This window comes from Heyndrickxia sp. FSL W8-0423 (assembly GCF_038009395.1).
In the GTDB taxonomy this organism is placed as follows: domain Bacteria; phylum Bacillota; class Bacilli; order Bacillales; family Bacillaceae_C; genus Heyndrickxia; species Heyndrickxia sporothermodurans.
In genome coordinates this window covers 1,211,077-1,232,671 of sequence record NZ_JBBPBE010000001.1, presented here as the reverse complement: position 1 = coordinate 1,232,671, position 21,595 = coordinate 1,211,077, and the positions used below count along the sequence as shown (strand labels likewise).

The window sequence follows — 21,595 nt, the reverse complement described above, 5'->3', positions numbered from 1 at the left end:
TTTGATGATGCCCATTGTCTTTTATTTACGATACCACTGATAAATCCTATTCACATCTGATAATTCTAAGTGATAAACCTTTGAAGTTTTTCCTGACCCGGATGACTTAACTGTGGAAAAGATTGACGCTAAATGCAGCTTTCTTTGAAACCAGCTTTGTTTTACCATCATACTTTGAATACGATTTTTCCTCATAAATATGGTATGTTTTAATAATCCTCGATAGCGAAGCGATAACTGATCTTGTTCCACTCTCCATCCTGCAGCACGATAGCGCAAAAGACCGAAGACTGCAAAGAATGCTAATAATATTATACTTAATAAACCAATGGGCCAGAAGGCGATGGCTAAACCTGCTGATATAGGGAGAACTTTCAATATTTCGCGAATGATATATCGATTTTTCGCACGACTTGGTGCTTTATGAAAAGAAGTATGAAAATTATAGTCTGTTAAAACATCACCTAAAATACTGGGGATTTTGCTTTTTTTCACTATTGGAATAAGTACGACATTCATACTTTCTTTATCTGCAACCGAACCGCCGGCACTTTCAATAAATACCGATGCGTAGCCCCATAATTGTCTTAGCGGGTTTTCAGTAATGCGTACCGCTTGAATTCGATGAAGAGGAATGGTCGTTTGACGTCTTTCTAATAACCCTCTAGTAATAATGAAGTTGCCATCACTTAGTTTCGTTGTAAACCCATTATATTTAATCAATGTAACAACAATTGATCCGATCCAAGCAACTAACAGAATTAGTACGATTAAAAATATAATTAGAAATACACCACTTTCAACGAGGTGACTCAGCTCTTTAAATATTTTTTCATAAGGGATCATTTCATTAAATTGTGAGATAAAGGCTAACAAAGCCGATACAATCACACCTGCGCCTCCGGAGGTAGATGCCATAATAAACATTTCTTTATTAGAAATTTGATAAATGATTTCATTTGATTGTTCGACATCAAATGTGACATCATTAGTTTCAATTTTTACCGATGACTTTTTCGCCTCTGTTATAATCTGTTGAATTTCATCGGCTTCGCTTTTTTTAATCGCTGTTAACTCAGCCTCCGCCTCTGTTACATTGCTGTTTCCCGCTGTTTCAATTTTCACTTTAACTAAACCGAATGGACGATGTAGAATTCCTTCGGATAAATCCAAACTTTGAATTCTTTCGAAAGGTATATAGCGTTTTTTCTTTACAAGTAAACCGTATTCAATTCGCAGTTCCCCCTCTTCCAAACGATAGGTAAACCGGCGCCATTTCACAATCCCTGAAATTAATACAATTAAGATCATCAACATCATAAAGAATATAGGTATATATTCCCATATAGATTCTTTATGCCCTCCTCTACCGATAAAAAGGAAGATGATAATCGGAGCAATCAATTGTTTCAATTCATTAAGAAAATTTGAAATTGCGGTGATCGGATGTAATCTCTTATAATTAGACATCATCTTCATCCACCCTTGCCAACGCAGAAATCGAATGACGTAAACGATCAGCCTCAAACATATCAACAGCCGGGATATGATGAACAGTCGCAGCCGTGGAAATCGTTATTGTAGCAAGATCGTAGTTTCGTAAAAGCGGCCCTTGAACAGTATCAACATGTTGGACACGAATCATCGGAACGAGCGTCCGCTTAATAATAAAAACGCCATGTTGTAATTCTATTTCTTGTTCCCTCACTTCATATTTCCATCTTTTCCATCTTATTTGTGGAATGATGAATATAAAAAGAACTGAATACAATAAGGCGATGATTAGAGCTAATCCAGTAAACCAAGTACTCCAATCCCATAAAGAAATGATAAATATTACCGCTGCACACCCGATCCAAACAAGGAGTGAATGTAAGATGCCGGTTATTTTCCACACCTTTAAAGCAAGCTTTGATATCCTTTTCTGAGGTTCTCTTATTTCCATACCCTACCTCCATCTAATGGACTATGTATATATACGTTTAACTAGAGCTTTTGTTTCATTTTTAAATGAATATTGGATTAAAAAAAGCAACCGGACATCGCTCCGATTGCTTTTTGTTTGCAAGCTCTATGTTCATAATAGCCAGCGTATTGATCGCTTACTCTTTTTTGGCCCTATTACATCAATTTATAATCGCGTTTTATGATCTGTTATGATCTCTTTTGTAATCTTTATTATTATCTCTGTTGAATTCTCTTCTTCCAGATCTTCTTGGCTTACGGTTGGCATTTCCACCGCTTCCACCTTTATTTCCATAAGATGGTTTCCCGCGTCTAGAGGAAGATCTTTGCCCATCTCTCTTCGATGGAAGAGGACGCTCTTCTGTAATATGGACAGGTGTTTTATCAGGCTCTTTCGTCATTAATTTAAGAGCAGCTGCAACAATTTGCGTCGCATCATTTTCTTCTAATAATTCCTTTGCGACATTAGCATACTCATTAAGATTATTTTCTTTCACAATATCCGCTAGTTTCTCCATTGAAACGCGAATTTGCCCTTCAAATGCCTCATCCCAACTTGGTGGACGCATTGGCATCATTCTCTTTTTCGTTGTTTGCTCAACGGTTTTTAAATAACCCATTTCTCGAGGAGTAACAAATGTAATGGCCATTCCTTCTTTACCTGCACGACCTGTTCGACCAATACGGTGAACATAGCTTTCAGGATCTTGCGGAATATCATAATTGTATACATGTGTTACACCTGAAATATCTAATCCACGTGCAGCAACATCTGTCGCCACTAAAACGTCTACTTTTCCATCTTTGAACTTTCTCAGAACAGACAAACGTTTAGCTTGACTTAAGTCTCCATGAATACCTTCCGCTGTATAACCTCTAAGATTTAAGGCATTTGCCAATTCATCGACACGTCGTTTCGTACGGCCAAAGACGATAGCAAGTTCCGGTGATTGAACATCTATTAAACGAGAAAGAACGTCAAACTTTTCTCTTTCCTGTACTTTTACATAATATTGTTCAATTAAAGGAACCGTCATTTCTTTTGCTTTTACGCGTACTAATTCAGGATCTTTCATGAATCTCTCAGCAATTCTTCGAATCGGATCCGGCATTGTTGCTGAGAAAAGTAATGTTTGGCGTTCTTCCGGAACACTAGATAAAATAGATTCAATATCATCAATGAATCCCATATTTAACATTTCATCTGCTTCATCGAGTACTAATGTAGATACTTGATCAAGCTTTAATGTGCGACGTTTAATATGATCTAGAATACGACCCGGAGTTCCAACAATAATTTGCGGACCTTTTTTCAACGCTTTAATTTGGCGTTGAATATCTTGCCCGCCATAAACTGCTAAAACACGCGTTCTTGCATCATATCCAATTTTATATAGTTCTTCAGATACTTGGATCGCTAATTCACGTGTAGGAGCAATAATAATTCCTTGAATATTAGGGTTTTTCGTATCAATTTTTTCAATTAGCGGAATCCCAAAGGCTGCAGTTTTACCAGTTCCTGTTTGCGCCTGACCAATAATATCTTTTCCTTGGGTACTTAATGGGATTGTCTTTGCTTGAATTGGTGATGCTTCTTCAAAGCCCATTCGTTTTAATGATTTTAAAATTGCCGGGCTTAAATTTAACTCTGAAAAATTCGTCAATCTTCTCATTCTCCTTTATTACTTAACAGGGCCAAGAAAACCTAAAATGGTTTGTTTCCCCGATACTATACAAAAAAAAGTCACTCATTTGTAAAATAAAGAGTTGCGGCAAAAAGTGTAAACGATGTATGGGTATCGTACCATTAATTAGCAGGGATTTCAACGAGCAAGAAATCCCAAATTATCTTCTTATTTAATGAATACGAAATACCTTCCCGATTATTATTCCCTATTTACCAAATAAAATATAAGGACCCTGTAAAAATTTAATTTCTTTTAATTTTCAATCAAGGACTTAACTACCTCTTCTAACTTCATTCCTCTAGAACCTTTTACAAGTATCCATTCATCTCCTTTAATAATAGATTTTAATGACTGTATGAGTTCTTGTTTGTCCGAAAAGTGGAAAACTCGTGTTGGCGGAAATTGTTCCGATGCACTTTCTGCTATATATTTTCCCAATTCTCCATAAGTAAAAACATAATGGATTTTTTCCGGATTTAATATACTTCCCACTTCTTTATGGAATTGGATTTCATTTTCTCCAAGCTCAAGCATATCTCCGAGAACAACAATTTTCCGTTCATCCTGATCAAGGTTTTCTAACATATGAATGGCAGCTTTCATCGATGTCGGACTTGCATTATAGGCATCATTTATCACTTGTGTTCCTTTTATTCCGGAATGTAGTTCCATTCGCATAGCTGAGAGCTTTAATGATTTTAGCCCGGACTCTATTTCCTCCAGCGACAAGTCTAATTCAAGCGCTGCGATTATACCCGCCAAAGCGTTTAAAACATTATACTCTCCTAGAACCGGTAGAAAGAGGTGTTTATCTGGTGCGATATTAACGGAGAATATGCTTCCATGATCTTTTTTCTCAATATAAATTGGGAATACATCATTCGACTTAGACTTCCCAAATGTTTTCACCCTAAAGTTGTTGTATAAATGTTCCCGTTCTTTTAAAAGTGGTTCATCACCGATATAAATAAATAATCCATCCTCAGATAAACCTTTCGTAATTTCTAACTTAGCTTCAGCTATTCCTTCCCTTGATCCGAGATCTTGAAGATGTGCTTCACCAATATTCGTGATAATCGCGATGTCCGGTTTTGCCATTTTCGTCAAAAATTCGATTTCTCCTCTAGCACTCATTCCCATTTCGAGGACAGCAACATCAGTCTCTTCATTTAATGAAAGGATTGTGATTGGAAGACCTAAATGATTATTGTAATTGCCTTCTGTTTTTTGCACGACATACTTCTCACTTAACATAGCGGTTACGATGTCTTTTGTCGTTGTCTTTCCGTTACTGCCGGTAACACCAACAATTTTAATAGTAAGTTCTGAGCGATAGTTTCTTGCTAATTCTTGCAAGGCAACTTCGGTATTTTCTACTATGATTATTGGTAAATGCGTAGGCGGATTAGGAACATCCTTTTGCCATAGTGATCCAGCTGCTCCGTTCTTTATCGCATCTTCGACATATTTATGTCCATCGACATTTTGGCCTTTAAAAGGGATGAAAAGATTCCCGGATTGTAATTTTCGAGTATCAATACATACTCCATTAATCATCGTATCAGCAAACGGGGAAACATCATTTTCAACCTTAATCATTTTAGTTATCTGCGAGATCGTTCTTTGAATCATTATTCATTTCCTCCAGGCATTTAAAAAGAATAATAAGGGTGTCTCTACTTGATTTATGAGATACCCTTATAGATATTGAAAATTAAAATGTGTGTTTAATGTTTTGTTTATCCTTATGTCGCTCTTGTGCCAGCTCTACCAATCGTTCAATTAATGCAGGATATTCAACTCCGCTATGCTTCCATAGAAGTGGGAACATACTAAATGGTGTAAAACCAGGCATTGTGTTTACTTCATTAATCAACACTTTCCCTTCGCTTGTAACAAAGAAATCGGCACGAACAAGGCCTGAACAATCTAATGCTTTAAATGCTTGAATAGCCGTTTTTGTTAATTCACGGTAAGTATCTGACGAAATTTCAGCCGGAATAATTAATGCTGTATTTCCATCCTCGTATTTTGCTTTATAATCGTAAAAGTCTTTTTTAGGAACAATTTCTCCAGCCACAGAACATTCTGGATCGTCATTACCAAGCACACCAATTTCTATTTCTCGAGCAATAATCCCTTCTTCAACAATCACTTTTCGATCAAATTGAAAAGCTTCTTCAAAGGCTGCTCCCAACTCATTACGATTCATACATTTACTTATCCCAACACTGGAGCCAAGATTTGCGGGTTTTACAAAGCAAGGATATCCTAGTTCTTTTTCAACTTTTTCATATGCAGCTTCGCGATTACTTTCCCAATTATTGCGGATAAACCAGACATATTTAACTTGTTCTAAACCTGCCTGGGCAAATAAATTTTTCATAATCACTTTATCCATTCCGGCAGCAGATGCTAAAACTCCGTTTCCAACATAAGGTAAATTTAATAATTCAAGCATCCCTTGCACAGTACCATCTTCACCATTTGGTCCATGTAAAAGTGGGAAAATTACATCATACCCACTGTTTGCCTCTGACTCGGAAGGCGCACTTACTAATGAAGTCGAAAGTGCATTAGGAGCGATCATTTCTCCCGTAGAAAACTCTAAAGCTTTAACACTTTCAATCGGACCTGTAATTGCTTCCCCTTTTATCCATTTGCCCTCTGTATTTATATAGATCGGATTGATATCAAATTTTTCATGATCAAGTGCCTGTATAACTGCTTTTGCTGTTTGCAAGGATACTTGATGTTCAGCAGATTTCCCGCCATAAAGTAAGCATAATTTGGTTTTCATGTTTTTCCTCCATCATAATAACTACAAATAGTTTAGCATTATTCCATTGATTGTTGATTTAGGTCATTTGCCTAAATTATCTTATGTAAAAAGTCCGATTTCTGTGCTGGGTCATTTTATTTCACAAAAGCCTTCCATTCTTTAGCTTTTCGATCATAAACAATTTTCCCATCTAATTGACGCCGATCGCGTTCCTTATATTCCTCGTACATTTCGTCCATATCATAGTAATCACCAATGACCCAAATCGGTATTTCTACAGTAGTTCTAGTGTAGGTAGCCTCTTCAATCGCAAAGAGCATTCCCTCTTTCATATCTTCAATAAATGGATAAAGGATTTCGACTGGTATTGAAGGAATATCCTTTTTCTTTTTAAATCCAAGAAGGGTTTTCTCTGCTTTTTCATTTAACCGGTTGGATATGGTGGTTCCTAAAGTTGTATAGAAGTCATCAAAGCGACGATAGTAAGTTTTGTTAACCCAGCCATCGTCATGGGATAAATAGGCAAACCGATTATTCAACTTTCGATAAAATGGCAGACGCAAGTGAGATTTTATATGGCTTAAATATAATAATTCTGCAATCTCCTGACCATCTAGATGATTTAATGTATCCTCATCCTCAAAATCAATCCAGCAAAAATCTTCATAATGATAAATGTTGTCTTTTGTCATTTTCGGAATCAATTCAGCGTCAACATAATCAAGTAATGTATGGAGATTAAAATTCGCATCCTCAAATTGATGTCTTAGTAAAAGAAGATTAGGTAAATCAGGAAAGGCTTGATAAAAATCATAAAAATCAATGCCATGTGATAAGACATAATGATCCACAACATTTGTATGAACGTAGATGACTCCCCGATTCGCAACACGATTTTTCAATAGAGTTCCCTCCGAATTAATATCTCCTAATGGGATACGTAAAAAACAGCTTCATTTTGAAAGGGCTGTTTCACAAAAAACTTTCGTTACTTTTATTTTACCAAATTTTTATGATAAATCCTTAAAATATTTTCTACATATTTTATCATCGATTGTTTTGCAACCTTTTTTATTTAGATTTATTCTGTATGATTTTCGGGTACATTATCAATAAGAGGAGGTGCAAGTTTTACTTATTAGTAAAACAGTCCTATGCCAATAGTCAATTTTATCATTATTATTATTCTTATTGCCATTACTGCTTTTTTCGTCGCTTCAGAATTTGCTATTGTTCGTGTGCGTACTTCTAGAATCGATCAATTAATTGCGGAAGGAAACCAGTCAGCTATAACAGCAAAAAAGGTGATTTCCAATCTTGATAGTTATTTATCAGCTATTCAGTTAGGTATTACCGTTACTTCCCTAATATTAGGATGGCTAGGTGAACCGACAGTCCAAGTGTTATTAAACCCAATTTTGGAAAAAATTCATTTTCCGCCGTCCATTTCTAGCATTATTTCGTTTATTATTTCCTTTGCCCTTATTACTTTTTTTAATGTTGTATTAGGTGAACTGGCGCCAAAATCATTTGCTATTCAAAAAACAGAAGAGATTACTTTATTTGTTGCCAAACCTTTAGTTTGGTTCAATCGCATTATGTTTCCCTTTATTTGGACATTAAACAAATCATCACGTCTCGTAACCAAACTTGCCGGACTAAAACCTGCCTCGGATAGTGAAATTGCACCTACAGAGGAAGAGCTTCGCATCATTTTATCGGAAAGTTTAAAAAGCGGTGAGATTAATCAATCCGAATATAAGTACGTGAATAATATTTTTGAATTTGATAATCGAATTGCAAAGGAAATTATGGTACCGCGTACAGAAATGGTGACATTGGAAAAAGAAGCAACAATTGATGAAATTTTAGAAACTGCAAAGGTTGAAAAGTTCACAAGATATCCTATTACAAACGGTGATAAAGATAGTATTATCGGGATTGTAAACATTAAAGAAGTCTTAACCGATTGTATTTTTGATGAATGTCTCGAAGAAAACCCAATTGAAAAATATATAAAACCTGTTCCAAAAGTGATTGAAACAGTCCCAATAAAAGGGCTTTTATCTAAAATACAAAAAGATCGTACACATTTGGTAATTTTACTTGATGAATATGGCGGGACCGCAGGGCTAGTCACTGTTGAAGATATTCTTGAAGAAATCGTCGGAGAAATTCGTGATGAATTTGACTCAGATGAAATTCCGCTCATTCGAAAGATTAATGATTCCCATTATATTTTAGATGCAAAAGTGCTAATTGAAGAAGTTAACGATTTACTAGGGACCCATATTTTTGATGAAGAGATCGACACCCTCGGCGGTTGGCTCCTTACGAAGAAATATGACTTAAAGAAAGGTGATATTGTGGAATGGGAGAATTTTGAATTTATTGTATCAGATATGGAACAATCACATGTCCAATATGTTGAAGTGAAAAAAATATAGTAGAAATCTAAAAAGTTTTCAAGTGATTGACGCTTTAAAAACAGCACAGAGTGGATTGAGCGGAAAGGAACGGACATAAAAAAAGGAAACCTTTTCTTAAAGTAAGACGTCTATAACTATTGATGTGTTACATAGAAATTAGGTGAAAAAAGTGAAAAAGCAACAAAAAGTGATCGATAAAATTGATTGGACATTAGTGCTTATCTTGTTCTTATTTTTAATAATTAGTTGCATCTCTATTTCAAGTGCACAAACATCTGCTCAATATAAAGGAAATTTTGTTCTGCAACAAGGTGTTTGGTATGTGATTGGCTTTACGATAATCGGAATGGCTATCATTCTAGATCCTAGCCAGTATCGAAAACTTTCCTATTATTTTTACGGATTTGGGATTTTATTACTAGTAGGATTGCTCGTTGCACCACATTGTATTGATACAGGATGTCTAGTTCCTAAAAGGAATGGCGCTACGAGTTGGTACGTATTACCAGGATTAGGGCAAATACAGCCCTCTGAGTTCATGAAAACATTCTTAATTCTTGCAGTAAGTAATATAATTGCCTCTCACAATGAAAAAGTGACCGTAAAAACAACAAAAACAGATCTGTTTCTTTTGCTAAAAATAGGATTAATTACAGCGCTGCCACTTGCTTTAATTTTACTTCAACCGGATTTGGGAACCGGTTTGGTTTTAATTGCGATTGTCGCCGGATTGGTGCTTATTTCGGGGATTACTTGGAAAATCATTTTACCATTATATACGTCCATTCTGACTATCGGGGGCACAGTATTATATTTTGTCATATGGGCACCTGAAACACTTGTAAAATACCTTCCTGTTAAAGCATATCAATTCGATCGAATTTATGCTTGGCTCTACCCCGAAAACTACCCCGAAGAGAGCTGGCATCTCCTTCTCTCGATGAGTGCTATCGGGTCCGGTGAAATATCAGGTAAAGGCTTTTTTAACAAAGAAGTTTATTTACCTGAAAGACATACGGATTTTATTTTTAGTGTAATTGGAGAAGAATTCGGATTTGTTGGAGCAAGTATTGTTATTTGTTTATACTTTTTCTTAATTTACCATTTAACGAAAACGGCCATTTTCACAAAAAGTCCATTCAACTCTTACGTTTGCGCCGGCATTATTTGTATGATTACTTTTCATGTGTTTCAAAACATCGGAATGACCATCCAGGTACTTCCAATCACAGGCATTCCGCTTCCGTTTATCAGCTATGGTGGAAGCTCTTTAATGGGGAATATGTTAGCTTTAGGATTGATATTTAGCATCCGGTTTTACCACAGGGATTACATGTTTTCTTCGGAAAATTGATAAAGTCGATTTTGGAAAAAAATCGACTTTTAATATTAAATATAAAGCATAGTGTACAATATAACTCCATAAATTATGTTAAAGAAGTATGAAAAGTATCACGTTTGACTGTATGGTTTATTTTTTTTATAATATGTTTAACATTTTATTAAGGGGTGATCGAATGGGGCTGTGTACCGAATCGGTGAATTAGCATCAATAGCGAATGTTTCAAAAAGAACAATAGACTACTATACTAGTATTGGCTTATTGAAAGCAAGTCGATCAAAGTCGAATTATCGAATATACGAAACAGACGCAATAGATGACTTGAAATTTATTGAAGACTGTAAAAAGCTGTCCCTGCCTCTTGATACGATCCGAAAAAAATTGGAAATCAAAAAAGGCATTACATTAGATGAGAAGTTACTTTTACAGCGCGTTGATTTTGTCCATCATCAAATAAAACAATTAAATAATGAGCTATCAGATTTAATTTTTGCAATTGAAAAACTAAATCAAGAAGAAAAGGAATCTTTTTACCAAAAGCTAATTTCTGAAAGTACTTGTTTAGTAAACTCTTTAAATCTATTAACAAAATAGGAGGTGACTCCTATCTCGTGTTCATACGGGATAGGTAAACTTATTTGGACGACATATTTAGGCTTGTGCTTGTTTTTATTATCATAGCACTTTCCGCATTCTTTGTTGCATCGGAATTTGCAATTGTAAAGGTAAGAAGTACTCGAATTGATCAGCTAGTAGAAGAAGGAAACAAGAAAGCTCTTGCTGCCAAGAAAATTCTTTCTAATTTAGATGAATATTTATCTACAGTGCAGCTAGGTATTACAATACTTTCGTTAGTATTAGGGTGGATTGGTGAGGCAACGGTTTCCAAGTTACTTATGCCGGTATTTTCTTTTGTCCATATTACTGGACCATCCGTACACGTAATTTCTACCATTCTTTCTTTCCTACTCATTACATTTGTACACGTAGTTGTAGGTGAATTAGCACCAAAAACGGTGGCTATTCAAAAAGCTGAATCGATTAGCTTATTAACTTCACGACCACTTATCTTTATTCATCGCATATTATTCCCATTCGTATGGCTTTTAAATACTTCTTCACGATTGGTAACAAGACTGTTTGGTCTTAAGGAAGTAAATGAGAATGAATTGGCCCATACTGAAGAAGAATTGCGAATTATTGTTTCCGAGAGCTACAAAAGCGGTGAAATTAACCAATCTGAGTTTAAATATGTGAATAAAATATTTGAATTCGATAATCGAATTGCAAAAGAAATTATGGTCCCACGAACCGAAATTTCTTCACTTTCGAAAGAAGATTCTTTAGATGCATTGTTACAAACGATTCGTGAGGAACGATACACTCGCTATCCAGTAATCGATGGGGATAAAGATCACATCATTGGGATGGTTAATGCAAAGGAATTTTTAACAGATTTACTTGGTGATCCTGATACGAAACCAACGCTTAATTCATATATCCGTCCGATTATCCGGGTAATCGATACGATTCCTATTCAAGAGCTTCTATTAATGATGCAAAAGGAACGTATTCATATGGCCGTATTAATTGATGAATATGGCGGAACATCAGGACTTGTGACAGTAGAAGATATACTAGAAGAAATTGTTGGTGAAATCCGAGACGAATTTGATATGGATGAGGTGCCACTTATCCGTAAAGTGAAGGAAAATCATTATATTATTGATTCAAAAGTATTAGTTACTGAGGTGAATGATCTCCTTGGCACGCATATCGACGATGAAGATATCGATACAATTGGCGGTTGGGTTTTAACAGAAAATTATGAAGCCAAACAAGGTGATGTCATCGAATTCGAAAATTTCGATTTCACTATTAAGGAAATGGAAGATCTTCATGTGAAATATGTTGAAGTGAAAAAAAAGCCAACACAAGACGTAAAGCTTAAAAAGCAGCTCCCAATCACAAATTCTGAAGCTGCACTTTAATATAACAGGAAAGCACTGCTTAGCAGTGCTTTTTTATATTTCTTAATACTATATTAGTGCTGTCCCAATACCCCTTTTATCATCGCTGTTTTTTCACAGCGTTTGAACACAACAACACCAAGAAAGAGGTACACTGCAGCGTTAGCAATTAGTGATGTATAATCAACAATTGAAAAATTCATTAAACTTGAGTGATGAATCATAATCCCCCTTGCCATATCTACCCCTTTCACAACCGGAAGAATCGTTAAATAAGGCATAGTTGAAAGCGGGGCAAAAGTTAGACCCATTAATATAAACTGAAAAATTTGAAGAAACGAACCAATTTGTTTAAAAATAATGGCCAAACCGGCAATCATAAAACTCACACCAACCATACTTATTAATGTAAAAATTAATATTGGAAGGATAGACAAAACATCTACATTTAGCCAAGTATTGGTTGTTATCATCGATAGGTATAAAAGAATGACAATCATAACAAGTTGAAGAATAGTAGATGAGATAATTCGGGCGAGTAAAATTTTCCATGCCCCCATTGGTGACATATACATTTGTTCTAGTGTACCTAGTTGCGCTTCATTCATAATGCTCCATCCAATCCCCTGCATCACCATCATAGCTAAAAACCAAAATAAATAATTCACAATCGTATTTTGTACATTCACTTCTACTGTGGACGGGTCACCAACAATTTGAATGCCAAAAAACAGAAACAAGAAAATCGCATAAAAAGTGATAAGTTCACTGATCGTGTTTGGTAAATATCTTTTTAAATAAATATACTCTCTCCGAAAGTTCGCCTTAAACAGATACAGCCACTTCATTTACCATTTCCCCCTTAACAATTTTCATAAAGACTTGCTCAAAGTCAATAATTGAACGATCTACCTTTTCAATGACGATATTTTTCTCTTTAAACATTTCAATGACTTTATAAAAATCATCGCTATGTTGAATGGTCACTGTCACGATTGATTGCCCGGAATCATTTGTGCCTTCTTGTACAATAAAGTGCTCCTTTATTTCTTCAAGAAATTGATGGGACAATGCAGTCCCCAGTGTAAAGGAGTATGCTTTTGTATCAAAAAGAGAAAGTAAGTTACTAACACTATCATCAGTAACAATTCTCCCCTCGTTTATAATTACGACTCGTTCACATATTTCTTGAACGACAGGCATGTCATGTGAGCTTAATAAAATGGTTTTATTATATTCTTTCGCTACTTCTTTTAGTAAATTTCTAATTTCATAGCTAATTTCCACATCTAGCCCTAGTGTTGGTTCATCTAGGAAAATAATCTCTGTATCAGCTAGGATCGCAATTGCAATTGACAGTTTTTGTTGCATTCCCCTCGATAACGAATTCACCAGTTCATTTGCCTTTTGTGTCAAATTTAGTCGTTCAAGTAGCTCATCGATTTTATTTGATATTTCCTTTTTCGACAATCCTCGATTTCCCGAGAAATATTCCATGTTTTCTCGCACCGTCATTCGCCAATATAGATTTCTATTACCTTCTAGCACTGCCGAAATATGTCGAAGGGCTTTAAGTCTATGTTTCACCATATCGATTCCATTTATCGTTACCGTTCCTTCGTTTGGAAGCAAAAGACCGCACATCATTTTAATTGTCGTTGTTTTCCCCGCACCGTTCGGACCAAGCAAACCGACAACTTCCCCTTTTTTCACTTGTAGAGATATCCCTTTTACTGCATCAATAATTTCATTGGATTTTCTTTTTTTATAACTCTTTTTTAATTGTTGAATATCAATTACATATTCCATACCCACACCCCTAATCGCAATATTCTGTATTTATAACACAATAATATCACCCATGGTTTTCCAACTCTAGAATAACTTTGTATTTAGCCAAAAAAATAAGCCCGATAAAATATCGGACTTATTTTATAATAACTAATGATGTAGTTTCGGATATTTTGGGATGTTTTTTACGTCTTCCAGCACTTTGAAGATTTCTAGTCGGGATTTTGTTTTTGAAAGTTTTACCCCAATTTCCGCAAAGTTAGTAATTACCTTCTTCAGTTTATCATGATCTCTTTTCAAGGAAGATCACCTCTTCGAATTTAACATCATATATTATTTTACCCTAAACTATCAATGATGTATATCAATTTCAAAAAATTTTAACATTTTGTTCGCCTTTTTATTTCGCTTTACTAAACACCATTTTTTCCTTACTCATTAAAAATATAAGTAAGAACGCTAATCCAGCGGGCACTAACCCCCACATAAAAGTATGAACGATGGATGAAGATAATGCAGTCGTTATTTTTCCTAAAATTTCAGTTGGAATGTGGGCACGTGCCTGTTCATTTAAAAGTGCATTTGGGTCGATGGCAGTTCCCTTTGGCATTGGGCCCATTTCTAAAAACGCACCATCCATTTTATTGGCAAATATATTCTTTTGAATCATACCAAAAATCGTAATCCCTATCGTCATTCCTAACGAACGAATAAAGTTGCTTGTTGATGTTGCCGATCCTCGTTGCTCCATCCCAAAATTATGGATAGCTGCCATTTGAAGTACCGAAAAGGAGAATCCAACGCCTAAACCAGTGATAATCATATAGATGGTAAGCATGAACCGTTTTGTTTCAGGTGTTATTGTCGTCAGTAAGAACAACCCAACGATAGTAATGACTCCTGAAATAAACATGATGTTTCGATAGCTTAATTTTGTCGTCAAAAATCCACCTAATTGTGCTGTTACAACTGATCCTAGCATCATCGGAAGTAAGATTAATCCCGAATTCGTAGCACTTCCTCCATATACACCTTGAACAAACATTGGTATAAATAAAGTAGCGGTCATAAATGCCGCTCCATAAAATAGTGCTACTAGTGTACTACCCGCAAATAGTCGCTGTTTAAACATAGGAAATGAAATAATAGGCTCTGAAACTCTTTTTTCTATCAAGATGAAAATAAAAGATAGAATAACAAAACCGGCAAAGAGACTGATGATTGTCGTTGAATCCCAATCATATTTTTTTCCGCCTAATTCTAAAGCAAACATAAGGCAAACGACAGCTCCAACTAGTGTAATAGCCCCCCACCAATCAATTTTTTGTTTCACATGCTGTTTTGATTCATGGTAGAACAATGTAACAAAGACAAGTGCAAGAATACCTAATGGTAGATTGATTAAAAACACCCAATGCCAACTGATATAATCAGTAATATAAGCGCCGATAAGCGGGCCAAAAATACTTGATAATCCAAAAACAGCTCCAAACAATCCGCCCATTTTTCCCCGATTTTCCGGAGGGAAAATATCAAACACAATCGTAAATGCTATCGGTACTAAGGCTCCTCCGCCAATCCCTTGAATGGCACGATAAATACTAAGTTGAGTAATGTTTCCTGCCGTTGCACAAAGAATGGAACCTATCATAAATAAAATTAATCCCATCATAAAAAATCTTTTCCTACCAAACATATCTGATAGTTTACCAAATATTGGCATCCCAGCCATCTCCGCTACCATATAAGCAGAAACTACCCATACAAAACTTTCTAGTCCGCCTAAATCTCCTACAATTGTACCCATCGCTGTAACTACGATGGTATTATCCATTGATGCCATTAGTATCCCCAGTAGTAAACCCGCGACAACAAATCCTATTTTACTTTTATTACCAATCATATATCCTTCCCCTTCACCTATATTTTTCTATTTTCTTTTACGTTCGAGTTTTTATGTTGCTTGAAGTTTTCCTTATATTCGACTATCTCGATATTGCATCCAGGTCCAATTTCTATATTATTTCCACGAACGATTTTTGCATCAGTATACTCTATATAAATTATGTCTCCCTCAATCAATTCAGTTGTCATTTTCCCAAAATGTTTGCTCATCCCAAGAAATGAAGGTTTTTTACGAATCGTAATTGATTCTCCGCCAATTTCATTTACTCTGCTTTCTCCGTATTTCATTCCAATGTTAATACTTCCCGCATTTAATAGTCCGCTAATTTGAAACCCGCCATCTAATTGAAAGGTTTCTGCTTCACAATTCCCGTTAACAGACAGACTTCCTTTGATCTCTACTTTTTCCCCATAAAGATTTCCATCAATTTCTCCATTGCCTCGAATTAAAATCTGATTTCCCGAGATATCACCATTGCTGTCCATCGTTCCATTGATTTTTACTACATTTGATTTCAGATTTTCTTTTATATCGACCGTTCCATAAATAATAAATGATTCGGCTTTTACGTTACCTAACAATTGGCTATTTCCATGCGTTTTGAATTCTTGACAGTCAATATCACCTGTTACTGTTCCATCGCCTTTTATTTTCACCTTTGCATAGTGACCACCGGAATAGCTTCCCGAACCAAATATATTTAAATTTCTTCGCTCCATTCTACTTTCCCCTCTTTCATAGTTGTACTACAGCTTAATGCACTCTTTCACAGTTGAGCCTTTATCTATAGAAGATTCTTCATAGTATTCAACTAAATCTATTTCACAATTGCTGCCAATCGTAACATTGTTACCTCGAACGATTTTTGCTCGGACACCTTCCAAATAGATATCATCGCCTTCAATAATGTCGGTTATCAAACGAGTGGGGAACAATGAACGTAAAAATTTAATGATTCCATACGGTTTTTGCCGAATTCTTATGGACTGTCCACCAATTTCCTTTGCTTTACATTCACCATATAAAGCTATATCAATTTCTTCAGCATTCAAAAGACCGCCAATAGTAAAAATACCTTCAGTAACAAATTCCTCGGTTTCACAATCTCCGCCAATCAATGCTTTCCCATTTATTTTCACTTTATCGCCTTTCACTGTTCCACCGATAGAACAATGACCGGAAATCCTAAGTGATTCATGTGAAGTATTTCCGCCTAATGAAGCGTGTCCATCAACCGTAATATCTCTTGCAACAATATTGCCATTGATTTTCCCCTTGCCATTTATTCGTACTTTCTCCGCTGTCACATTGCCATTTAAAGTTCCCATTCCATTGCAGTCATACATCTTGCATTCGATATCACCATCAATCGTACCTTTACCGTTTAAAACAACATCTTCAAATTGGCCACCATTTGATCTTCCAAAGCCATTAATCACTAAATCGTTTTTCCTATCCAACCCCATGGTCAATTCCTCCATTATGTCCATTTTGATTTCAATTCTTCCAAGCAACTAGCTAACGAAAGCCGAACGACAACTTTTGTCCCCTTCTCAAAGAAAAGTTCGTCACTATTTGATGCAAGAAAACAAGTTGACATTCCTAATTTTCGAATAAAAATCAGCTCTGCTGTTTTGGAATCTACTTTCCGATAATGCTCCTGTAGTACATGCAGAACCATTTTTCCTTCTTCCAGATTAATGTCTCCGGACTGAAGCATCTTTTCAAGAATATAAATCGTTAATGTTTGTTCAAAGGAAAACTCTGTTAATTGACCGATATTTTCAATAAAAAAGTCTATAATAGGTTTTGATGAGATGCTTCGTTTTAATATTTCTTCCTTACTTAGACTTACATTCGTTAATTCAGGAGAAAATACATCAGCTAATTCGTCTAAAGATAAGTTTTCCTTCATTAATTGAATCTTTTCAATTCTTTCCAATATCTTTACCTTAGGGAAAAATGTCTCTTGTCCTGTAAAAGTTGATTTTCGAATAAACCATTCTTCTGGTATTAAATTTTTTCGTTTCCATCTATACAATTGCCCATAGGAGATTCCTGTCAGGTCTAACAAGTCCTTTTTGGATATTAAATCTTGACTCATCACATAACGCCCCTTTCATGAAATTAATGTAACATAACACTGTTACGTTATGCAAATGTTTTTTTAAAACAATGGCTGTTTTCGCAAACTTTGTTGCTATTGATAAGTATGCAGGTGATTTCCGCTCCAGGGTGCTCGCTTTCCGCGGGGCAGGCGGTGAGCCTCCTCAACGCTTCGCGTTTGCGGGGTCTCACCTGTCCCGCTGATCCCGCAGGAGTCTCGCACCCTTCCGCTCCAATCAATCTTTTTTAACGGAACTTCAAGTTAAAACAATTGAGAAAAGAAATTCAATAAATCGCTGTATTAACAAATATGAAAACGCAGAGTGGATTGGAGCGAAAGGAATGGTCTATGTTCAAAAAACAACAAAATTTACACAAAGATCCTTTAGAAAAGAGCCTAAATAAAAAACAGCATGACATACATGTCACACTGTTTTCTTAACATTGTTTTATTCCTATATGGTCCCCTTGATTCGATTATATCCATCCACCAGTCCTTGGATTAACTCGCTTACTGTTTTATTTTTGCTTAATCTAGGGCTCTGTCCAGACCATAACGACATGAAGTTAGGATTGTTTTGTTCGCCCGCTGCTTTACGAATATCTTTTGTTAAAGAATTTTGAACGGGATAGCTCGGAATAACTCCTTCGTAAACACTCATCTCTTTAATAAAACGATTATTGATTCCCCTGGCATTCTTACCTGAAAAAGCTGAAGTTAATACTACTTCCTCTTCAGTTGCTTTGAGGATGGCAGCTTTATGCAACTCGTGTGCACCACTTTCTACACAAGTTAAAAAAGCCGTTCCCATTTGTACCCCTTGGGCTCCTAGACAGCGGGCAGCCATTATGCCCCTTTCATCCATTATTCCCCCTGCGGCAATGACAGGGATATTTACTTGGTCAACAATTTGAGGAATGAGAGATATTAATCCGATCATGCTACTTTCCGTTTTTCCAAGGAATGTTCCACGGTGTCCCCCCGCTTCGCTGCCTTGTGCGACAATTGCGTCCATTCCTGCTTTCTCTCCATATTGCGCTTCTTTAACTGTTGTTGCTGTTCCCATTAAAAAGATCTTTGCTTCTTTTAGCTGTTTCACAATTGGTTCCGCCGGTAATCCAAATGTAAAAGTACAGATTGGAATACCTTCTTCGCTGATGATCCTTACTTGCTCTTCGAATACACTGTTATTACTTATTGTTGGCATTTCCATTGGAAGATTTAATTCTTCACGATACTTTTGTAAATGAGTATTCATTTTCAAAATTTCCACTTCTTCTACTGCATTTTTCTCTGGTACGAACAAATTAATCCCAAACGGATTAGATGTAAGTGACTTAACCTCTCGAATGATCTTCCTCGTTTGCTCTGCATTCAAGTAACCCGCTCCAATCATTCCAAGTCCCCCGGCATTTGAAACAGCAGCGACCAGTTCTGGTGTCGTGATCCCGCCAGCCATCGGCGCCTGTATGATTGGATAGTCTATATGTAATGTTTTAATCCAGTTACTGTGAAACATTATAATCCTCCCTTTCGCTTCTTCTAATTATTGTACCAATGATCCTATTCGAATTTAAATACTATCCTTCGAGCTAATTCACCATAATATTACTTATTTTTTTGAAAGGTTGTAATATTTATGTAAAATAAGATAGAATAATGGTAGATATTTTGCCCGACGGAGGTTTATGCATGGTCTACCAATCTCGTATTTTTCACTTATTTAAACCGAAGACTACTTTCTTTCAACTAGGTAAAGCAGAAGTCATTTACGGACTCAAAATGAGACTGTTTTTAATGATTTTATTTAGTGCAGTTATTTTTACATTGGAAGGTTTATTGGGGATTGGATCCGCCTCCATCTCGAAAACTCTCACTCTTGATCCGAAAGGAGTATTCGAATGGCATAAAGCACTTTTCGTCATGGGAAAAACACTTTCAGGAATTATTTATTCCGTTTGTATATTGTACATCACTCCACTTGTATTTAGTGTATTTGCAGATGTATCTTATCGAAAACTCGTAGTGATACAAGTATTTGTATTATTCATCCTCTTAATTGAACATATGACCTATTTCCCTCTTGTATTATGGCTTAACTTGGACTGGTATTCTTCTCCGCTTTCTTTCGGAGTAATCGGCCAATACATTACAACCATTCCATTTCTAATAGCATTATTAGGCTGTCTATCAATCTTTAAGATTTGGGGAATATATATTCAATATAAAAGTTTATGCGCACTTTCTGAAAAAAATCGTATATCCTTGCTAATACTGGTGATTGTCGTCAACCTTATCTTCTGGGGCATCACAGCATTATTTACCGATATCGATTTTTATCGTTTATTTTAAAGTGGGGGTGAATCGTGATGAAAAAATGGTCCTTTTTATTAATAGCATTTGCCCTACTATTTATAGCGGTGAATGTGTATTTAATAGAAAAAAAGAACAATAAAATTGATCGTTTACAGTATGTTTCAAAATGGGAAACTGTAAAACAAAGCCATTTAATTGAATCATTTTCAAGCGATGGAGTTGTCGCACCATCCGAAACACATTATTTCTATGTAGACAAAAAAGCCGGATTTAATCAGTTTTTAGTAAAAGAAGGTGACACAGTCGAGACAGGGACCCCTTTATTTGATTATTCCACTTTAAATATTGAGAAACAAAAAGAGTTACTAGATACAGAAATTGATCGAATCGAACAAGAAATTGATAGTATTGATTCCCATCTGCAAAATCTGTCCTCTTTACTTTCAGATGCCGAAAAGGATGAAGCAACACAAGTGAAGACAGATAAAAAGGAGGAAGAATCAACTTCCATTCCTAAAACCGTATCATATTCAATTAAAATAGAGATTAATCAAAAAGAGCTAGAAAAGGAAAAACTTGAACATCAGCTAAAGCAATATGAAGAGCAAAAAGACAACTATGACAGTGAAGCTAGAAATCTAACGATTGTTAGTAACACTTCCGGAATTGTTAAAAATATTTCTTACAATTTAAAAAACCCTGTCCTTACAATTGTCTCAACATCACCTGTCATTCAAGGAACATTATCAGAGGAACAACTTTCCCAAGTGGAAAGCGGTATGAAAACAATCTCTACCTCCCCTTTATTTAAGGGGAAGATTACCGGTGTATTAGAGAAGATTTCCACTTCACCTAAAAACAAACCAAAAGTAGAAGAAAAGTCACTCTACCCTTATGAAATATCGTTGGATGATTTCGAACAAAAATTACATGAAGGTTATCATGTAAACACCGAAGTGATTACAAAGGAAATAAGTAATGCAATAGTCATTAATAAAGACAGTATGTTCATGCAAAAAAAGAAATATTATATTTGGGTTTTAGATAAAGGATTAATAGAAAAGAAGCCGATTACGCTTGGTTTTCAAATAAACGACAAGCAGCAGGTTAATAGCGGAACACAAATCGGGGAACTTTATATTAGTGAACCTGATTCGATTAAACAATCTGGCAGATTCATCACTCCACTTGATTTAGGAGATATTGATAAAAAATCAATTAAACAAGTGAAGTGGAAATCCGCACTCAAATATGTGACAATCGGGATCCTGCAAAAATAAGAAGAAAAAGTGCCACCAA

20 protein-coding genes are annotated in these 21,595 nt (G+C 35.7%); 6 read left to right on the top strand and 14 right to left on the bottom strand.

Annotation, left to right across the window (positions count from 1 at the left end; genetic code table 11):
* Positions 1–21 precede the first annotated feature (21 nt).
* From MKY81_RS06205 to MKY81_RS06180, 6 genes are all read right to left on the bottom strand, one after another.
* Entirely contained in the window at positions 22–1,470 is a 1,449-nt protein-coding gene (locus MKY81_RS06205) for a PH domain-containing protein (RefSeq protein WP_108072237.1), read from the bottom strand.
* Positions 1,463–1,945 carry a PH domain-containing protein gene (locus MKY81_RS06200; protein WP_108072218.1) on the bottom strand — a complete coding sequence of 161 codons (483 nt, stop codon included), beginning with the start codon at positions 1,943–1,945 and terminating at the stop codon, positions 1,463–1,465. Before MKY81_RS06200 ends, MKY81_RS06205 begins: the two co-directional genes overlap by 8 nt.
* 199 nt (positions 1,946–2,144) lie before the next feature.
* Positions 2,145–3,629, bottom strand: a complete 1,485-nt coding sequence (locus MKY81_RS06195) for a DEAD/DEAH box helicase (protein WP_066236173.1) — start codon at positions 3,627–3,629, stop codon at positions 2,145–2,147.
* Between the two features lie 276 nt (positions 3,630–3,905).
* Complete coding sequence (locus MKY81_RS06190; protein WP_108072216.1) at positions 3,906–5,285, bottom strand: UDP-N-acetylmuramoyl-tripeptide--D-alanyl-D-alanine ligase; 1,380 nt, start codon at positions 5,283–5,285, stop codon at positions 3,906–3,908.
* 82 nt (positions 5,286–5,367) lie between these two features.
* The gene (locus MKY81_RS06185) at positions 5,368–6,453 is read right to left on the bottom strand and encodes a D-alanine--D-alanine ligase (protein WP_066236169.1); all 1,086 of its coding nucleotides are present in this window, start codon (positions 6,451–6,453) and stop codon (positions 5,368–5,370) included.
* 116 nt (positions 6,454–6,569) lie between these two features.
* Complete coding sequence (locus MKY81_RS06180) at positions 6,570–7,337, bottom strand: hypothetical protein (protein ID WP_066236167.1); 768 nt, start codon at positions 7,335–7,337, stop codon at positions 6,570–6,572.
* Positions 7,338–7,589: 252 nt separating this feature from the next.
* Between MKY81_RS06180 and MKY81_RS06175 the strand changes: the two genes are divergently transcribed.
* From MKY81_RS06175 to MKY81_RS06160, 4 genes are all read left to right on the top strand, one after another.
* Positions 7,590–8,882, top strand: a complete 1,293-nt coding sequence (locus MKY81_RS06175; protein ID WP_341117129.1) for a hemolysin family protein — start codon at positions 7,590–7,592, stop codon at positions 8,880–8,882.
* Positions 8,883–9,033: 151 nt separating this feature from the next.
* Positions 9,034–10,218 (top strand): FtsW/RodA/SpoVE family cell cycle protein, encoded by a 1,185-nt coding sequence (locus MKY81_RS06170; RefSeq protein ID WP_108072210.1) that lies wholly within the window; start codon positions 9,034–9,036, stop codon positions 10,216–10,218.
* Between the two features lie 171 nt (positions 10,219–10,389).
* Entirely contained in the window at positions 10,390–10,800 is a 411-nt protein-coding gene (locus MKY81_RS06165) for a MerR family transcriptional regulator (protein ID WP_107920953.1), read from the top strand.
* Positions 10,801–10,865: 65 nt separating this feature from the next.
* Positions 10,866–12,197, top strand: coding sequence for a hemolysin family protein (locus tag MKY81_RS06160; protein ID WP_328019039.1), 1,332 nt, complete (start codon positions 10,866–10,868; stop codon positions 12,195–12,197).
* A 53-nt stretch (positions 12,198–12,250) separates the two neighbouring features.
* Here MKY81_RS06160 and MKY81_RS06155 read toward each other — a convergent pair whose 3' ends face one another.
* The 8 genes from MKY81_RS06155 to MKY81_RS06120 all read right to left on the bottom strand — a co-directional run bounded on the left by MKY81_RS06155 (position 12,251) and on the right by MKY81_RS06120 (position 19,499).
* Positions 12,251–13,024, bottom strand: a complete 774-nt coding sequence (locus tag MKY81_RS06155) for an ABC transporter permease (RefSeq protein ID WP_066231256.1) — start codon at positions 13,022–13,024, stop codon at positions 12,251–12,253.
* Positions 13,002–13,985: an ABC transporter ATP-binding protein gene (locus MKY81_RS06150; RefSeq protein ID WP_066231253.1), complete on the bottom strand. Its 984-nt coding sequence runs from the start codon at positions 13,983–13,985 to the stop codon at positions 13,002–13,004. Before MKY81_RS06150 ends, MKY81_RS06155 begins: the two co-directional genes overlap by 23 nt.
* Before the next feature lie 132 nt (positions 13,986–14,117).
* The gene (locus MKY81_RS06145; RefSeq protein WP_165797707.1) at positions 14,118–14,267 is read right to left on the bottom strand and encodes an Lmo0850 family protein; all 150 of its coding nucleotides are present in this window, start codon (positions 14,265–14,267) and stop codon (positions 14,118–14,120) included.
* Between the two features lie 100 nt (positions 14,268–14,367).
* Entirely contained in the window at positions 14,368–15,870 is a 1,503-nt protein-coding gene (locus MKY81_RS06140; RefSeq protein WP_066231248.1) for an MDR family MFS transporter, read from the bottom strand.
* A gap of 17 nt (positions 15,871–15,887) precedes the next feature.
* Positions 15,888–16,592, bottom strand: a complete 705-nt coding sequence (locus MKY81_RS06135; protein ID WP_108072208.1) for a polymer-forming cytoskeletal protein — start codon at positions 16,590–16,592, stop codon at positions 15,888–15,890.
* Between the two features lie 27 nt (positions 16,593–16,619).
* Positions 16,620–17,339, bottom strand: coding sequence for a bactofilin family protein (locus MKY81_RS06130; protein WP_108072206.1), 720 nt, complete (start codon positions 17,337–17,339; stop codon positions 16,620–16,622).
* A 14-nt stretch (positions 17,340–17,353) separates the two neighbouring features.
* Complete coding sequence (locus MKY81_RS06125) at positions 17,354–17,977, bottom strand: YhbD family protein (protein ID WP_107920950.1); 624 nt, start codon at positions 17,975–17,977, stop codon at positions 17,354–17,356.
* 457 nt (positions 17,978–18,434) lie between these two features.
* Positions 18,435–19,499, bottom strand: coding sequence for an NAD(P)H-dependent flavin oxidoreductase (locus MKY81_RS06120; RefSeq protein ID WP_108072205.1), 1,065 nt, complete (start codon positions 19,497–19,499; stop codon positions 18,435–18,437).
* A 173-nt stretch (positions 19,500–19,672) separates the two neighbouring features.
* On the opposite strand from MKY81_RS06120, the gene MKY81_RS06115 reads away from it, so the two are divergent.
* Together MKY81_RS06115 and MKY81_RS06110 are read left to right on the top strand one after the other, a co-directional pair.
* A complete protein-coding gene (locus MKY81_RS06115; protein WP_108072203.1) occupies positions 19,673–20,332 on the top strand; it encodes a hypothetical protein in 660 nt (219 codons plus the stop codon).
* A 17-nt stretch (positions 20,333–20,349) separates the two neighbouring features.
* On the top strand, positions 20,350–21,576 hold the full coding sequence (locus MKY81_RS06110; RefSeq protein WP_108072201.1) for an efflux RND transporter periplasmic adaptor subunit: 1,227 nt from the start codon (positions 20,350–20,352) through the stop codon (positions 21,574–21,576).
* Positions 21,577–21,595: the final 19 nt, after the last annotated feature.

Coding starts and splice junctions, on each gene's coding strand:
- MKY81_RS06115 (WP_108072203.1), top strand. CDS start 19,673: ATGGTCTACCAATCTCGTATTTTTCACTTATTTAAACCGAAGACTACT.
- MKY81_RS06155 (WP_066231256.1), bottom strand. CDS start 13,024: ATGAAGTGGCTGTATCTGTTTAAGGCGAACTTTCGGAGAGAGTATATT.
- MKY81_RS06205 (WP_108072237.1), bottom strand. CDS start 1,470: ATGTCTAATTATAAGAGATTACATCCGATCACCGCAATTTCAAATTTT.
- MKY81_RS06120 (WP_108072205.1), bottom strand. CDS start 19,499: ATGTTTCACAGTAACTGGATTAAAACATTACATATAGACTATCCAATC.
- MKY81_RS06140 (WP_066231248.1), bottom strand. CDS start 15,870: ATGATTGGTAATAAAAGTAAAATAGGATTTGTTGTCGCGGGTTTACTA.
- MKY81_RS06150 (WP_066231253.1), bottom strand. CDS start 13,985: ATGGAATATGTAATTGATATTCAACAATTAAAAAAGAGTTATAAAAAA.
- MKY81_RS06130 (WP_108072206.1), bottom strand. CDS start 17,339: ATGGGGTTGGATAGGAAAAACGATTTAGTGATTAATGGCTTTGGAAGA.
- MKY81_RS06190 (WP_108072216.1), bottom strand. CDS start 5,285: ATGATTCAAAGAACGATCTCGCAGATAACTAAAATGATTAAGGTTGAA.
- MKY81_RS06175 (WP_341117129.1), top strand. CDS start 7,590: ATGCCAATAGTCAATTTTATCATTATTATTATTCTTATTGCCATTACT.
- MKY81_RS06110 (WP_108072201.1), top strand. CDS start 20,350: ATGAAAAAATGGTCCTTTTTATTAATAGCATTTGCCCTACTATTTATA.
- MKY81_RS06200 (WP_108072218.1), bottom strand. CDS start 1,945: ATGGAAATAAGAGAACCTCAGAAAAGGATATCAAAGCTTGCTTTAAAG.
- MKY81_RS06125 (WP_107920950.1), bottom strand. CDS start 17,977: ATGAGTCAAGATTTAATATCCAAAAAGGACTTGTTAGACCTGACAGGA.
- MKY81_RS06185 (WP_066236169.1), bottom strand. CDS start 6,453: ATGAAAACCAAATTATGCTTACTTTATGGCGGGAAATCTGCTGAACAT.
- MKY81_RS06135 (WP_108072208.1), bottom strand. CDS start 16,592: ATGGAGCGAAGAAATTTAAATATATTTGGTTCGGGAAGCTATTCCGGT.